Genomic DNA, 16,513 nt, shown 5'->3' with positions numbered 1-16,513 from the left:
GAGGCGATATTTTACTTTAATCGTACTAAATTTGTCATTGTTGCTGTAGTGCCCCTGATAAGCCAGGGGCTGCTTTTTGATCCTGTCGAATTAATCATCCCGCCATCCAAGGCTAGTCAGCTAGTTCCTGACGATTTTTAAAATCGTTTAACGCTTCGGGATTGGCAAGTGATTGGAGATTGTTAATGGTCTGCCCATGGACTGTTTGTCGTACAGCGACTTCCACTGTTTTACCACTCATCGTGCGTGGTATATCGTTCACTTGCAGGATTTTGGCTGGTACGTGGCGAGGAGAAGCATTATGGCGTATGGTTTGACGAATGGTATTAATCAACTCGTCATTTAACTGTAGGCCTTCTCTTAATTTAACAAATAACACCACACGAACATCTTCTTGCCAGTCTTGACCTATCACTACACTGTCGACCACTTCAGGAATTTTTTCTACCTGACGATAAATTTCAGCGGTTCCTATGCGTACACCACCAGGATTTAATACAGCATCGGAACGACCATAAATAATAAGACCGTGGTGCTTGGTCACTTCGGCAAAGTCACCATGGGCCCAGACGTCGTTAAAACGCTCAAAATAAGCACGTTTATAAGCTTGTTTATCTGGATCTTGCCAAAAACCCACTGGCATGGATGGAAAGGGTTTGGTGCACACTAACTCTCCACGCTCCTCACTGACTGGTTTCCCCTGTTCATTGAAAACCTTAACCGCCATGCCAAGCCCCAAACATTGTAATTCGCCGCGATAAACAGGCAGAATTGGATTACCCAATGCAAAGCAGGAAACGATATCAGTCCCGCCTGATATGGAGCTCAATTGCACATCGGATTTAACCTGTTGATAGACAAAATCATAGTTTTTAGGCAACAGTGGTGAGCCAGTAGAGAGAATTGTACGCAGGGTTTTTAAGGAAAATTGTTGATTTGGCTTCGTATCTGCTTTTTCTACGGCTGAGATAAATTTGGCACTTGTACCGAAGACAGTAATTTTTTCATTCTCAATTAATTGGAACAGACGACTGGCATCTGGGTAGGTCGGAGCCCCTTCATAAAGCGTCAGTGTTGCACCAAGCGCTAAAACCGACACCATCCAATTCCACATCATCCAGCCACAGGTTGTGTAAAAACAGAGGTTGTCCTCTGCCTTGATGTCCGTGTGCAGGCCCAATTCTTTTAGATGTTGCAAGAGGGTTCCACCGGCACCATGCATGATGCATTTTGGTTTACCTGTTGTTCCTGATGAAAAGAGAATATACAGCGGATGAGCGAAGGGGAGTGCCGCAAACTCACAATCTTTAACCGGTTTAACAAACTTATCAACAGTGATCGCTTTGGTAAGGGCGTCAAAGTTAGCTTCAGTATGGATAACGGGACAAACAACTATTTTAACCAGTGAAGGAATCGCTTTACTCACTTCTATTATCTTGCTGGTGGCTTCGTGCTTTTTGCCCAGATATTGATGGCCATCACAAACGAACAAAACTTTGGGCTCTATTTGACCTAAACGATCTATAGCAGCCTGAGCACCAAAATCAGGGGAACAGGAAGACCAGATAGCGCCGATTGAAGCAGTCGCTAACATGGCGATAATGGTATAAGAGACATTCGGCATGATGGCGGCAACGCGATCCCCCTTAACAACACCAACCTGCTTTAAACCAGCTGCACAGCGAGCAACTTCTTGATACAGTTCTTTATAACTTAAAACCTGGCGTTCTCCCTCTTCATTAACGCTGATCAAGGCAGGATGTTCATCACGTCGAGTTAATAATTTTTCAGCAAAATTAAATGTTGCTCCCTCGAACCAACGGGCATCTAACATATGGTCATAGGTGTTTAAGGCTTGTTTGGCTGAACTATTAAAGGTTAAGTGAAAATAATCGCATAGAGCCTGCCAGAAAAGGGCCGGTTCTTGCACGGACCATGCATGCAACTGTTGATAATCAGCAAACTGTCGCTGCTGTTTTTGGGCAACGAATTGCATAAATTGCCACATTCTGCTTTTTTGGGGCTCTTTGGGTTGCCATACCGCTGTGTTCATTATTGACTTCCTTTTAACTGTATTTTTTGTCTAAGAAGGGTGGGAAATGTGTTCAGTTGGCCGATTCCACTGCATGCCTAAATGATAACCGGCATTACTCTGAGCAACAACGTATGTCGGGTTATTTTTTGCTGTGTAGTAGGCGACTCATTCGTATTTTATAGAGTGGAAAATTTAATTATAAGATTAACCATTCGTCATTGTGATTTGGTTTTAACCTGCTATTATACGGCGCATTTACTATCATTCCTCGACTGAGTTAGACAACATGCGCTTAACGACCAAAATCCGAACTTCAACAAATCAGCCAGTTAATTACGCGATTCGTAAGCGCTCCGGGGAAACATTCTCTGGTCCACGTACCGACGTGAAAGTTTTTGTAAATGGTAAAGAAATAGGTTATATGCAGTATTCTATTCAGGAGAATTGTCTTTATATCCATCGTATGGATAATTATTCGATCAACGCAGATGCTCCATTTAAACATGTTGGCTCTCTTTTGATGGAGTATGCCTTTCACAAGAGTATTCAGGCGGGTAAAGAGGGACGTATAGAGCTCGATGCTATTAAGAATTCGCCGCCTGCCTATTTTCATATGGGACTAAGAAAAAAGGGAACAGGAGTGATGTGGCTGCAGAAAGAAATAGCTGACTATATGGCTACGAAATCACCGACTATAAAACGAAAAATAGAAGAAAATGTTTTTTATCAGACCTTAAAGAAAGATGCAGAGGCAGCCGCCCGGAAAAAGGGTTTAACATCACTTTCTTTTGAACAGGTGTTAGAGTACGGTGAATATAGTGCATGGAATGATGAGTTTGCCGAGAGAATTGCTAAGGCCAGGGCTTCTGGGGAAAAATTAACTGAAACGGATTCATTGGAATCTTATATGCATGGCATCATGTACCTGCCTCCTGAGACGATAGTCGCCAAAAAATTAGAATTCTGTCAATTTAAGCCTATTGGGAGTAATTGGTTTTTTAGCACCGAGTATGCTCGCTCCAAGTTAAAGAATCCCAGACTAATTGAGCTGGTTAATAATGGAAAACTGGACTCATCCAATGCCGTAGAAATTGACGCAAAACTATCTGATAACCCTAAACTTGAACCACTAGTCGAATTACTCTTGTCACCGATTGGCTTAAAAATGATGAGAAAAAATTACATTTCAGGTTGGTTTGCAATCATTTATTTTACCAAGGATTCACTGGCACATGTCATTTCTGCTAACGGTTTGAAGTTATTTGAAAATAACTCGATTCAATCCATGAGCCAGTTGGTCAATCTTCATCCTTCTTACTACCCAAAATTGTTTAGCGATACTGGCGTGAGAGCCTTTGAAAGTGGGGAAGTAGTGATGTCTGAGACAGGTTATTTAAAAGACTCCCACGGGACATTCTTAGATAATAGTCAATTTGAACTGTTACTTGAAAAAATCGAAGAATCGCAGAAAAAGAGAGCACTTGTGGGTTGAAAGGTAATTCTTCTATTGAGTAAGGTTCGCTTGCGTAGCTCTTTAATGAATTCATAATTTAAAGTCGGCGTTTAAGATCTCTACTCCTGAACGCTGTACCTTTGTTTATGTAGCGATAAAAGACCGAATAACACGCAGGATTGGATGGCATTACTCAGCGCAACAACCTTCGCCCTTACCTTTTCTTTCAAACTTACTTTAGTTTCTTTGTTGCCAAATGGATTCCCGTAAAAATAGGTTGGGCGATTTCATTTGGAAAATCTCCAGGTAATTTGGCAGCTACTTCATTGATGACAGCATCGCTTCTTTCTAACATCTCATCCAGGATGGTTTCGGCTCTTTCGGTGGAGTAATTGACTGCTTTTGCAGTATCTAAAAAATGCCTTCTTTGCATACTATGCCAGTGATAATGGGTATTTTTCCCCCTCAACGCCATGGCCATTTTAATTTTTTGGGCTTGTAATTGCTTTTTCTCTATCAAGGGATAGGCTGACATAATGTCATAGAGCGGTGTGAGGTGATATTTTCCTTGAGGCTCGATAAACACACTAAAATTTTTTGCATGGCCATCAATTGCAGCTAATAGCCAAAATAAAACTTGAGCTCGATAAAACATATCTCGATCAGCAATAGGATTGGTAGCGCCGAGTAATAATTGCATAATTTCGCTAATACCCGCTCCTCCGTCTGATTGATATTTTAAATTAGGGGAAATGCCGAGAACCTGGCATATATCTTCTTGCGGCAATCGCATGATCCAAGCGTTATCGCTAGACATTTTGCGATCAAACCGCTCTACCACAAGCACTTTGGTTTCTTCAAAGTGAAGAATTTCGCACTTTGCGACGGGTAATCCAAAAGCTGCAGCAAGGTGTGAACATAACCATTCATTTTCACAACTATCCCTTAAATCCATATTTTGATGTGGGATGTAGCCAATAGGCAATTTAAAAATATGGCTGGTTGGGGTTTCTTCTAAGGGACGGCACCATTTTTTTTGATGGTACAAGAATGCCGATTTTTCTTGCGCTCCTGCAATGGAAATTCGAAACTCCCTTGTAGGATCAGTCATACCAAGCGGATTGTTTTGATAGCCCCGTAAAATAGCGGCTATTGTTTTTTCATCTAGGGGTTCAGCCTTTATTTCTTTTTTAAAGGCTGGTATTTCTCCATCGATAATTTGAACAGCCCCCACACAATCTCTACCAATACTAGCCAATAGATCAAATGGTTGGTTTATTGCCACATGAAATTTAGCCTGAATTCGCGATCTAATTTGTTGATTATCAGGCAGGAGATTATCAAAAAAATTATAAACGATATCGCCAGAAAAAGGCTGTTCGGTCAAAGGCAATGATAATGAAATGGGCCGTGCACCTGGGGTATTAAGCCATTGCTGGTCATAAATAAAAATTAACCCACCTGTTGTTGTTTTCTCAAGTTTTCCGATCAAAATCCCATTCATTAATATACTGAGTATTCGATTTTTTCGTTTTGCTGTTACCATTCTTCAGTCCATTGGGTTTCATTGTTAGAAGTTTCGTGTTTTGATAACATCTTAATGTCTAAATTAAGCGCAGATAGTATGCGAAATAAGGTATCGAGTTGTGTGCTCTCAGGCCTGAGTTCAAACTCTGAAATTGTTTGCTGCTTTAATCCTACAAGCTTACCTACCTTTGCCTGACTTAATTTAAGTTTTTTGCGTTGACTAATAACAAAAAAAGCTAATTCTCTGGGTGAATGGATTAGCATGGTTAATTTCCTTAGGCCTATTATTTACCCGCTAGAGAGGGTAAATTCAATATTACCCGCTAGAGAGGGTAAATTCAATATTACCCGCTAGAGAGGGTAATATTTGAATTTGTAAACCTGGTAGAATTTCGCTTTTCCGAGTAGAAAGTTCTTAACACTATTTCCTGGAGATGGGTTGTTGTTGCGTAATACAATGAATACCGCCACCGCCAGCAAAAACATCTAACGCATCAATTTGTGTAATATGATGGTTTGGAAACAACTGGCAAAACAGTTCGTAAGCTGCTTTGTCATATTTGGCATGACCAAAAGCGGGCATCACGATTCCCTGATTAGCGAGATAGAAATTGATATAGGAAAGAGTTAAACGTTCCTCACCCATAAACGTTGCCGGTGGCTGTTCTACGGTAAAAACTTCCAGATTTCTTCCTTTGGCATCAGTCACTGATTTTAGGATCTCGAGGTTTTCGTGCAGGGTTTGGTAATTGGCATCCTCTTTATCATGGGTAATTAAAGCCAGGACTTTACCCGGTGCAATAAAACAGGCAATTTCATCAATGTGGCCATCGGTCTCATCGCCAAGCAGTCCTTTATTTAACCAAATAATTTTTTCTGCATTGAGATAATTGTAAAGATAGTCTTCTATCTCGGCTTGAGAGAGGTGGGGATTACGATTGGGATTTAACAGGCATTCACGGCTAGTTAAAATAGTACCCTCACCATCGACATGGAAGGAACCGCCTTCCATAACCAGAGGTGCTTTAAAATGGCGGGCTCCTGTTTGTTTGATGACGGCCGCAGCAATTTGATTATCCAGGGCGCAATCCTCATAATTACCACCCCAGGCATTATGAATCCAATCAACACCGGCTAACTCGTTTTGTTCATTCAGTAAAAACGTGGGACCTGTATCACGCGTCCAGGAGTCATTGAGTGCCAAAGGAACCAAGTGGATTTCCTCACCACATAATTTTTTTGCCTGCGCCATATCGGCAGGTTTAACCAGCATGGTAACAGGTTCATATTGTGCGATGGCTTGGGCAACCCGTGCATAAGCAATTCCCGCACGCTCCAAACCGATGGCCGCCCAACTATCCTGGTGACAAGGCCAGGCCATCCAGCAACCAGCATGAGGATACCATTCGGGGGGCATATGAAAGCCGGCTTGTTTTGGTGTTGTCATGGCTTATCCTTTTATTTTATTACTGTCGAGGTACGTTTGTTGTGAAAAAATACTGCGTAACTCATTGAGATAATTCTGAATTTTTTCATGAGGTAATTCACTACTTATCAATTGTTTTTCATAGGAGAGTAGCAATTTTTTAGTATCAAAATGAGCGAAATTCAAGACATTGGTTACCGTATCACCGCTGACTAGATCATTGATCTCAAATTGCCCTTCGCCGGTTAATTTCACATCCAGTGAATTCGTATCCCCAAATAAATTGTGCAAATTGCCAAGTATTTCCTGATAGGCGCCTACTAAAAAGAAAGCAATGGCATAGGGATCATGTTCATTAAACGGGGGCAACATTAAGGTGGTATTGATGCAGGAACTACCCGTGTATTCCTTTAAAGTACCGTCGGAATCACAAGTCAAATCTTGCAAAATACTGTGCATGGTTGGTTTTTCGGTAAGCTGCGAAATCGGTGCAACTGGGAAAATCTGCCCTATTGCCCATGCATCCGGTAATGATTGGAAAAATGACAGATTACAAAATATTTTTGCTGCCAAGCGTTCGTTAATATGCTTGATGAGTTCATTATCACCAGGATTGTTTTCATCCAGGCGTTCTTGAATTTCAAGGCAAATCGCAGTAAAAAATTGTTCTACTTTTGCTTTTTCCTGCAAACTAATGACGCCATGTTTAAACATGGAATGAGCCTCATCCAGTGAGTGAGCAGCATAATTATAAATTTCGCTGGGAGAATTATCAGAAATAGATTGATAAGTGTCCCAAATATCACGAATAACGTGAGAATCGTCTGCCTCAATGAAGGGCAATTCTCTGGTTTTTTTGACTAGCTCCACATCAGTGATATTGCTAATTAGAACCGCGTGATGGGCTGTGAGTGCACGCCCAGATTCAGAAATAAGATTGGGTTCCGGCATACCCGCTTCTTCACAAAGAGGACGAAGCGCCAGCAAGATATTAGTAGCATATTCTTTTACAGAATAGTTCATTGAACAACCTGTATTGGAACGTGTACCCTCATAATCCACCCCAAGACCACCACCAACATCAACGGTATTGATTGGTGCGTTCAGGCGACGCAGTTCAACATAATAGCGGGCAACTTCCTGCATGCAGTGGCGAATATCATGGATGTTGGCAATTTGCGAGCCCAAATGGCAATGCATTAATTGCAGGCAATCCAACGAATTGTGTGCCTTGAGATGATTGACTAATTCAAGAACCTGTTCTGCATTTAAACCAAATTTGGATTTAGCTCCGCCGGTATTTTCCCATTTACCTGCACCTTTGGTGACTAAACGGATACGCACACCAATTTTAGGTTTGATATCTAGCCGTGCAGATTCTTTCAGGATAATGTCTAATTCCGAGCGTTTTTCTATGACAATGAAGACTTCATGGCCCATTTGTTGAGCAATTAAAGCCGTGCGAATATAACTGTTATCTTTATAGCCATTACAGACAATGGTGGAAGGCGTTTGGCCCAATAACCCAATCACTGCCATTAATTCAGGTTTGCTACCGGCTTCTAAACCCACTGGGTAGCGGGGTGCTTTTAAAATTTCCCTCACTACGCAATATTCCTGGTTAACTTTAATCGGGTAGACCAGTTTATAGCTTCCTCGATAATCGTTTTCTTCAATGGCTTGCGCAAAGGCTTCATTTAATTTTACGACTCTGTCATGAAGAATATCGGTAAAACGAATCAAGAGCGGTAATTGTAAACCTGCTCGATTAGCAGCATTTACAATCGCTTGCAATTCAACGCCTTTTTCTTCCGGCGTTTTGCTGATAGCAATATTTCCTGCTGCGTTTATATTGAAATAACCTTCACCCCAGTTATTAATATTGTATAGATTTTCATCTTGGAATGCGTTGTCAGTCATTAGGGTTTTCCCACATCGGATTTACGGGCTTTGAGGAGCTCATGATACGTTTCAGGTTCTCGCTGATCTGCAAAAGGAAACAGCCGCCCCCATAATGCGCGTTGACTGAAATCCAATTCAGCGACGAGCACAGCAGGCTCATTGCGTGGCGCTTGCACTAAAACTTCACCCATTGGGTTAGAGATAAAGCTAGAGCCGTAAAATTCAAGCCCATCCTCACAGCCAACACGGTTAACAGCCACGACGAAGGTGTTTGCCATAATACCTTGAGCAACCATCACTTTTTGCCACATGGGTTGGCTATCAAAACCTGGTGCAGTGGGTTCTCCACCAATGGCAGTAGGATAAACCAGAACTTCTGCTCCTTTTAAACCGTAAATGCGCGACAACTCAGGGAACCATTGATCATAACAGGTAGGTAAACCAAATCGATGTCCAACCAGGTTGTGGACCGGATAATCGGAATCACCTGGTTTGAAGTAATAATTTTCATGGTATTTTTCACCACTGGGAATATGCTGTTTGCGGGTTACAGCAACCAATTCACCTGACTCATTAAAAGCTACGGCAGTGTTATAGCCTGCTTTTTCAAATAAGGAGGACGTAATAGTTACTTTCGCTGCTTTTGCCATGGCACTGACAAATTGTGCTGTAGGGCCTGTGAGCAGCTCTTCTTGATAAGCTGTACCATCGACATCATGGCGGGTACAAAAATAAGGTGACAACGTTAATTCTTGCAGGCAGACGAGTTGAGCCCCTTGTTTAGCAGCGGCAAAAATGCCTGAGGCAAGACGGTCTTGATGTTCTTGTAGATTTTCAGACCACTTCTCCTGTACTAAGCCTACTTTTAATTTACTACTCGTCATCTTGAGCCTCACGTTTAATCTATAAAAAGAATATCAACAACTCTTGGACTGGTTGGATATCTCGAATAAAAAGTTGCTGTATGATATAACCAATTGGTTTTTATGTATACAGTTTACTTCGAGTTTTAGGTAGGATTCCAACCTTGGTCAAACCCAGTCCCGCGAAGGAGTTTAGAGTGATTTCCTGGTAAGTACAATCATGAATTTTCAGTGGACTTCTTCAGAAACTCGCTACAGAGGAGAAGTGCGAGGAGACACGGAGCACAGAACCGTAGTGTACGCCGCCAGTACATGAGGATTCGAGCACCTTATCGACGCAGCAATTCTTCTCTGTAGTAGAGTTCCCGAAGAAGTCTATTGATTTAGCTTTGATTTGCCAGCAGGGCATTCGCTACTTTCGATTGGTTCTTTTTCCCTAACAGCTTACATATTTTATCGCCTGCAGCGACGATCTTGAAAATATCAACACCGGTTTCAATCCCCAGTCCGTGCATCAAGTATAAAACATCCTCCGTTGCAACATTTCCACTTGCACCTCGGGCATATGGACAGCCGCCAAGACCAGCGACAGAACTGTCAAAACGATAGATACCATATTCAAGAGAGGCATAAATATTGGCAATTGCCTGGCCGTATGTATCATGAAAATGCATCGCTAACTGAGGCAAAGGTAAAAATTCCAGGACTTGTTGTAAAACAGCGATAGTTTGTTTGGGGGTGCCAACACCAATGGTATCGCCCAGGCAAATTTCATCAACCTCGAGAGCCAGCAACTGACGTGTAACCTTAGCGACCTGTTGCGGGGCAATTTCACCTTCATAAGGACAGCCGAGAACACAGGAAATGTAAGCCCGTACGCGAATTTTGTTTGCCTTAGCCAAAGCGATAACGGGCTCAAAGCGATGAATACTCTCGCTGATTGAACAATTAATATTACGTTGATTAAAGGCTTCACTCGCTGCTGTAAAGACTGCAATTTCTTTTACGCCTGCTTCGAGTGCTTTTAACATGCCGCGTTCGTTGGGTACTAATGCTGAATAATGAATGCCTGCTGGTTTAGCGATGCTGGTAAAGACCGTTTCATTGTCAGCCAGTTGAGGAATCGCTTTTGCTGAAACAAAGCTGGTGACTTCAATGTGTTTTAAACCACTTTGGCTCAGTAAATTGATCAATTCTACTTTGCTTTCAGTAGCAACAAAGGATGATTCATTCTGTAACCCATCCCGTGGCCCCACTTCAACTATCGTGACTTGTTGTGGATAGTTCATGCTTGTCCCTAGTCAATCTTTTAAAGCTAACAATTCAGCGCCTTCACTCACTTGCGAGCCCACATCGTAAAATAATTCAGCCAGTATACCGTCTTTGGGGGCATGAATAGTGTGTTCCATTTTCATTGCTTCCAAAACGATTAAACTCTCACCCTCTTTAACTTTATCACCCTTATTTTTCAGGATAGCCACTACGGTTGCTGGCATCGGGGCGGTGAGTTGTCCTTTTTTTGTGGCAACTTGCGGATCAAAATTCTGCCAATTAAACCGTTCAATCACCAACGGACCTTGCGCCAGATATAGAGTGATTTTGGGCCCCTGGTTATCAACGAGGATTTCTCTCATTTGCTGACCGTCATCGAGATATAATTTATCAGCAATCAAGCGTGGCGACAAAGTGAATTCTTCTTCGCTGATTTTTACTTTAAAGGAGGTATTTGTCAGAGGAAGGATCTTGATTTCTTGTTGTTGACCTTCAATGAAGTAACGCCAATACCAATAACTGGACAAATGCATTTGCCAGGCAAAACTACTGTTACGAAGCGGATCTGTTTCATTGTTGTTGAGTACCAGGTAATCATAACTAGCCACTGCCAGGAGTGCCAGGCGTTCGTCAGGGAGGGGAAGATTAATCGCTTCCTGAGTTAAAAAATCAGTGCTTAAATCTGCTTTAGCGAAGCGGGGATGTCTACAAATAGCTTGTAAAAAAGCAATGTTAGTTTTCACTCCACCTACTGCATAGTTTGCAAGTGCGTATTGCATGCGTTGTAGGGCTTGGTCTCTTGTTTCCCCCCAGGTAATTAATTTGGCAATCATTGGATCATAATGCATGGTAATGTGCGAATGAAGTGATACACCACTATCTATTCGAATACCCGAGCCTGCCGGTTCGTGTAAAAAACGCAGTTGGCCGATCGATGGCAGGAAGCCTTGTTGGGGATCTTCAGCATAGATCCGGCACTCAAATGCATGGCCATGAGCTGCAATCGTTTCCTGGAGGCAGGGGAGTGGTTCATTAGCTGCTATTTTCAATTGCCATGCTACCAGATCAAAACCGGTTATCATTTCAGTGACGGGATGTTCGACTTGTAAACGCGTATTCATTTCCATGAAATAAAAATGGTTTTTGTCACCATCTACTAAAAACTCAACTGTGCCCGCACCACGATAGGCAATCGAACGAGCAACTTCACAGGCTGCCTCTGCCAAACCCTGCCGCATGGTCGCTGTTAAATTAGGTGCTGGTGCTTCTTCAATAATTTTTTGATGCCGTCGCTGAATGGAGCAATCCCGTTCGAAAAGATGGACAATCTGATCATAATTATCCGCCATGATCTGGACTTCTACGTGGCGTGGATTGCTGATTAATTTTTCAATGAGCATGGTGTCATCTCTAAAACTCGCCATCGCTTCACGACGAGCACCTGCTAACGCTTGAGAAAATTCAGCTTCTTTATATACAGCACGCATACCTTTGCCACCGCCGCCACTGGCTGCTTTTAGCAAGACTGGAAAACCAATCTGACGTGCCTCCTGTAATAAGCGCTCATCGGATTGATCGCTACCATGATAGCCTGGGGTAAGAGGTACGCCAGTTTTTTCCAGTAATTGTTTGGCTACTTGTTTTGATGCCATTGCTTCCATCGCTGCAATCGAGGGGCCAACAAATACGATTCCTGCATCGGCGCAAGCTTGGGCAAATAAGGGATTTTCAGATAAAAAACCATAGCCGGGATGAATGGCTTGGGCACCACTGGTTTTAGCCGCAGCAATAATCGCTTCAATATTGAGATAACTGTTTTTGGCTGTTGCATCACCTACACAAAATGCACTATCGGCCTGTGACACATGTTGACTGTCTTTATCCGCGGTTGAATAAATAGCAACAGTGTGGATACCCATTTGTCGTGCAGTTTTAATAACCCGACAGGCAATTTCACCGCGGTTAGCGATAAGAATTTTGTTAAACATGAAAGCCCCTAATCCCAAATGGGTGTTTCTTTATTAAGAAATGCGGTTAATCCCCGTTGCCCTTCTGCGGAAACCCGTTTCTTGGCAATGAGCGTCGCAGTTTGCTGCAACAACTCCTCATTAATAGGCCGAGCTGCAACCTGTGAAACCAGCGTTTTACAAGCCTTCACTGCTTCAGGAGCTAGTCTGGCTATTTGTTGAGCATAATTGACAGTAAAGGCCAACAATTCCTCTTCAGCTACACAGTGTTGTACTAATTGTAATTTCTTTGCTTCTTCGGCATCAAAGATCTCTGCTGTCATAAATAGCCATTTTGCAGTTCGCTCACCTATCGCTTTTACGACATAAGGACTAATGACAGCAGGGACTAAACCCAGTTTTACTTCTGAAAAACAAAATCGGGCAGTTGGCGAAGCAATTGCCAGATCAGAAGCGGCTACTAAACCAGCGCCACCACCATAAGCGGCACCCTGTACCATCGCTATAGTGGGTTTAGGGCTGATATGTAGAGTGTGCATGACACGAGCAAGTACCAGGGCATCCTGTAAGTTTTCTTCTTCGCTAAATTGAGCCATGCGTTGCATCCAGGCAAGGTCCGCGCCTGCTGAAAAATGTTTTCCATTTGCTTTTAGTAAAATAACTCTTGCTTGCGGATTACTAATGGCTTCATCAAGTAGCTGTTGCAATGCTGCCAGCAAGTTGTCATCAAAAGCATTATGTTTACCTGGTCGATTTAAAGTAATTATAAAAACGCGATCATGCAACTCACTTAGTAAATCAGTCATTGTTTTTCCCTATCGTGCTGTTTTGGCATTTTGTCATTAGATTCTCTTACATGCGAAATACACCAAAATTGGTTGCAGGGATGGGAGCATTTAAGGCAGCAGACAAGCTTAAGCCAAGGATTTTACGAGTATCTTCCGGGGCAATAACACCATCATCCCAGAGTCTTGCGCTCGCGTAATAGGGATTGCCTTGAGTTTCATATTGGTTGCGTAAATCAGCTTTAAATTTCTCTTCTTCCTCAACAGACCAGGTTGTTCCATGCTTCAAATGTTTATCGCGGTTAACTTGCGCTAAAACATTTGCGGCTTGCTCCCCTCCCATGACCGAGATACGGGTATTCGGCCAGGACCATAAAAAACGCGGCTCATAAGCGCGACCACACATGGCATAATTACCCGCACCGAAACTACCGCCTACTATTACAGTGAATTTAGGAACGTTAGCATTGGCAACAGCGGTCACCATCTTGGCACCGTGTTTGGCTATACCCGCTGCTTCGTATTTGCTACCCACCATAAAACCAGTGATATTTTGCAGAAATAATAAAGGGATACGACGTTGAGCGCATAGCTCGATAAAATGCGCTCCTTTTAAAGCACTTTCAGCAAATAAAACACCATTATTGGCAATTACGCCGATAGGATAACCAAACAAATGGGCAAAACCACAAACCAGGGTGGTACCATAAAGTGCTTTAAATTCGTCCAACTCTGAACCATCAACAAGGCGGGCAATTACTTCCCGGATATCGAAAGGTTTTCGTGGATCGGCTGGTACAACACCATTTAATTCTTTGGGATCATAGAGAGGTTCTCTGCTGGCAATACGACAAAGACCATCAGGTTTCTTACGGTTTAGATGACTTACCGAGACACGGGCCAAGTGTAACGCATGGGCATCATTCTCGGCATAGTGATCAGCTACACCAGATTGCCTGCAATGGACATCAGCACCACCCAATTCCTCGGCACTGATAATTTCGCCGGTAGCCGCTTTTACCAGGGGTGGGCCAGCTAAAAAGATAGTAGCCTGATTTTGTACCATAATGGATTCATCAGCCATCGCGGGTACATAAGCACCGCCTGCGGTGCAAGAGCCCATCACCACCGCAATCTGAGGAATATTGTTTGCTGATAACATGGCTTGATTATAAAAAATACGGCCGAAATGATCTCGATCCGGAAAAACTTCATCTTGACGGGGTAGAAAAGCGCCTCCTGAATCAACTAAATAAACACAGGGAAGGTGATTAGCTTTAGCAATCTCCTGGGCTCGCAAATGTTTTTTAACAGTAAGGGGATAGTAGGTTCCCCCCTTAACCGTGGCATCATTCACCACAATCATACATTCAGTACCAGCAATACGTCCTATTCCAGTAATAATTCCTGCAGCAGGAACCTTATCTTCATAAACCCGGTAGGCGGCCAGCTGGGATAATTCAAGAAAAGGACTGCCTGGATCAAGTAAGTACTGTAAGCGCTCACGGGGTAATAATTTGCCATGTTTTAAATGTCTTTGACGCGCTTTTTCATCACCACCCTGAGCAATTTCCTGGATAGTGTTCTGCAGTTCACCAAGCAATTTTTGCATAACCGCTTCATTGTCTTTGAAATCCTTGCTGGCGGGATTTAATTGACTAGTGATTTTAGCCATCGATAATCCTTAATGTATCAAGATATTACTGAGTACAATTACCAGCCATAGGCACCAGGTGAATTCGATAAGATAGGGCATGTCATTCCCTTTGATGAGCCGGTAAGTGAGCGCTGGAACGGCCGCAATTAGAACTGGGATAAATACGAGAAGAATCACTTTGCGGATCATTAATCCCAAACCACTTTGGCTAAAAATGGGTGTCAATTTGACATTAATAAAAGCATAGAGCATCCCTATATAAACAATGAGCATATGGGCATATTTAGCAAAAATTACAACCACAATACTTAACGCTAAATAAATAAGACTTTGTCTAAGCATGTACATCCTTAAGCAGTTAGTGCATCACTCTGCGGACTGAAGAGTGATGCGGACTTTATTTCTACTAGACCCAAGTAAATTCATAATACCTAGGGGTTACACCATTTCGATAGCAACAGCAGTTGCTTCACCACCACCGATACATAAGGCCGCTACACCACGTGCTTTGCGTTGTTGTTTTAGAGCATGCATTAAGGTAACAATAATGCGTGCACCCGATGCTCCAATAGGATGGCCGAGGGCACAGGCCCCACCATGAACATTGACTTTTTCATCATTGAGTTCAAGTTGTGTAATTGCTGCCATAGCGACTACAGCAAACGCTTCATTAATCTCAAAAAGATCAACCTCACTTTGATGCCAACCAGCTCTGTTTAATACTTTGCGAATTGCGTCAACAGGAGCGGTAGTAAACCATTGTGGTGCCTGTGCATGGGTTGCATGAGCGATAATTCGAGCCAACGGCGTTAAACCACGTTTTTTTGCATTAGCTGCAGTCATTAAAATCAGGCTGGCTGCACCATCTGAGATTGAGGAAGAATTCGCGGCAGTTACAGTACCATCAGTCTTGAAAGCAGGGCGGAGTTGCGGAATTTTAGCCAGTTTACTGGCGTCTGGGCCTTCATCCAGAGAAACAACGATATCACCTTTACGTCCGGCAATAGTGACGGGCGCTATTTCTTCAGCGAAAGAATTATCTTGTTGTGCTTGCAGTGCCCGAGTCAAGGAGCGAATAGCATAGTCATCTTGTTGCTGGCGGGTAAATTGAAAATGGGTTGCTGTTGCTTCAGCAAAACAGCCCATTAATTGGCCGCGCTCGTATGCATCTTCAAGGCCGTCAAGAAACATATGATCTTTTAGTTCACCATGACCCAAACGATAACCTGCTCGTGCCTTGCTCAGTAAATAGGGCGCGTTACTCATGCTTTCCATACCGCTGGCAAGAACGATGTTTGCCGAACCAACTTTCAATAAATCATGGGCTAACATGACGGCTTTCATACCTGAACCACACATTTTATTGATCGTAGTCGCACCAGCTGAATTGGGAATGCCGGCTTTGATCGCTGCTTGTCTTCCTGGCGCTTGACCGATGCCTGCTTGCAATACACAACCAGTGATCACTTCATCAATGTCTGCAGGGGAAAGGCCAGCTTGTTCAATAACCGCTTGATGGGCTACCGCGCCTAACTCGGGTGCTGATAAAGCGGATAAGCTACCAAGCATATTACCCATTGGTGTTCTTTTGGCTGCAACAATAACAATATCATTTGGTTCCATATT

13 protein-coding genes are annotated in these 16,513 nt (G+C 42.9%); 1 reads left to right on the top strand and 12 read right to left on the bottom strand.

Annotated elements, in window-relative coordinates:
• Positions 1-112: 112 nt before the first annotated feature.
• Positions 113-2,053: an acetoacetate--CoA ligase gene (locus ACN4Z1_RS08605; RefSeq protein ID WP_228363300.1), complete on the bottom strand. Its 1,941-nt coding sequence runs from the start codon at positions 2,051-2,053 to the stop codon at positions 113-115.
• Between the two features lie 268 nt (positions 2,054-2,321).
• On the opposite strand from ACN4Z1_RS08605, the gene ACN4Z1_RS08600 reads away from it, so the two are divergent.
• The gene (locus ACN4Z1_RS08600; RefSeq protein ID WP_228363299.1) at positions 2,322-3,527 is read left to right on the top strand and encodes a hypothetical protein; all 1,206 of its coding nucleotides are present in this window, start codon (positions 2,322-2,324) and stop codon (positions 3,525-3,527) included.
• A gap of 193 nt (positions 3,528-3,720) precedes the next feature.
• On the opposite strand, the gene ACN4Z1_RS08595 is transcribed toward ACN4Z1_RS08600, so the two are convergent.
• From ACN4Z1_RS08595 to ACN4Z1_RS08545, 11 genes are all read right to left on the bottom strand, one after another.
• Positions 3,721-5,034, bottom strand: coding sequence for a type II toxin-antitoxin system HipA family toxin (locus tag ACN4Z1_RS08595; protein ID WP_228363298.1), 1,314 nt, complete (start codon positions 5,032-5,034; stop codon positions 3,721-3,723).
• Positions 5,028-5,279, bottom strand: coding sequence for a helix-turn-helix domain-containing protein (locus ACN4Z1_RS08590; protein ID WP_115221821.1), 252 nt, complete (start codon positions 5,277-5,279; stop codon positions 5,028-5,030). The genes ACN4Z1_RS08595 and ACN4Z1_RS08590 overlap by 7 nt, the downstream gene beginning before the upstream one ends.
• A gap of 157 nt (positions 5,280-5,436) precedes the next feature.
• Positions 5,437-6,462 (bottom strand): agmatine deiminase family protein, encoded by a 1,026-nt coding sequence (locus ACN4Z1_RS08585; protein WP_115221820.1) that lies wholly within the window; start codon positions 6,460-6,462, stop codon positions 5,437-5,439.
• A 3-nt stretch (positions 6,463-6,465) separates the two neighbouring features.
• Entirely contained in the window at positions 6,466-8,361 is a 1,896-nt protein-coding gene (speA, locus tag ACN4Z1_RS08580; RefSeq protein WP_228363297.1) for a biosynthetic arginine decarboxylase, read from the bottom strand.
• The gene (locus ACN4Z1_RS08575; RefSeq protein WP_228363296.1) at positions 8,361-9,227 is read right to left on the bottom strand and encodes a carbon-nitrogen hydrolase; all 867 of its coding nucleotides are present in this window, start codon (positions 9,225-9,227) and stop codon (positions 8,361-8,363) included. The genes speA and ACN4Z1_RS08575 overlap by 1 nt, the downstream gene beginning before the upstream one ends.
• Positions 9,228-9,589: 362 nt before the next feature.
• Positions 9,590-10,495, bottom strand: a complete 906-nt coding sequence (locus ACN4Z1_RS08570; protein WP_228363295.1) for a hydroxymethylglutaryl-CoA lyase — start codon at positions 10,493-10,495, stop codon at positions 9,590-9,592.
• Between the two features lie 12 nt (positions 10,496-10,507).
• Positions 10,508-12,466 (bottom strand): acetyl/propionyl/methylcrotonyl-CoA carboxylase subunit alpha, encoded by a 1,959-nt coding sequence (locus ACN4Z1_RS08565; RefSeq protein WP_228363294.1) that lies wholly within the window; start codon positions 12,464-12,466, stop codon positions 10,508-10,510.
• 8 nt (positions 12,467-12,474) lie between these two features.
• Positions 12,475-13,251, bottom strand: a complete 777-nt coding sequence (locus ACN4Z1_RS08560) for an enoyl-CoA hydratase-related protein (RefSeq protein ID WP_228363293.1) — start codon at positions 13,249-13,251, stop codon at positions 12,475-12,477.
• A 46-nt stretch (positions 13,252-13,297) separates the two neighbouring features.
• Positions 13,298-14,905, bottom strand: coding sequence for a carboxyl transferase domain-containing protein (locus tag ACN4Z1_RS08555; RefSeq protein ID WP_228363292.1), 1,608 nt, complete (start codon positions 14,903-14,905; stop codon positions 13,298-13,300).
• Between the two features lie 9 nt (positions 14,906-14,914).
• Positions 14,915-15,229: a hypothetical protein gene (locus ACN4Z1_RS08550; protein ID WP_115221813.1), complete on the bottom strand. Its 315-nt coding sequence runs from the start codon at positions 15,227-15,229 to the stop codon at positions 14,915-14,917.
• Between the two features lie 96 nt (positions 15,230-15,325).
• Entirely contained in the window at positions 15,326-16,510 is a 1,185-nt protein-coding gene (locus tag ACN4Z1_RS08545; protein ID WP_115221812.1) for an acetyl-CoA C-acyltransferase, read from the bottom strand.
• Between the last annotated feature and the right edge of the window lie 3 nt (positions 16,511-16,513).

The organism is Legionella sp. ST3F1, assembly GCF_048553315.1.
In the GTDB taxonomy this organism is placed as follows: domain Bacteria; phylum Pseudomonadota; class Gammaproteobacteria; order Legionellales; family Legionellaceae; genus Tatlockia; species Tatlockia donaldsonii.
Note: the sequence above shows the minus strand (reverse complement) of the source record. Positions and strands in the feature narration are given on the sequence as shown.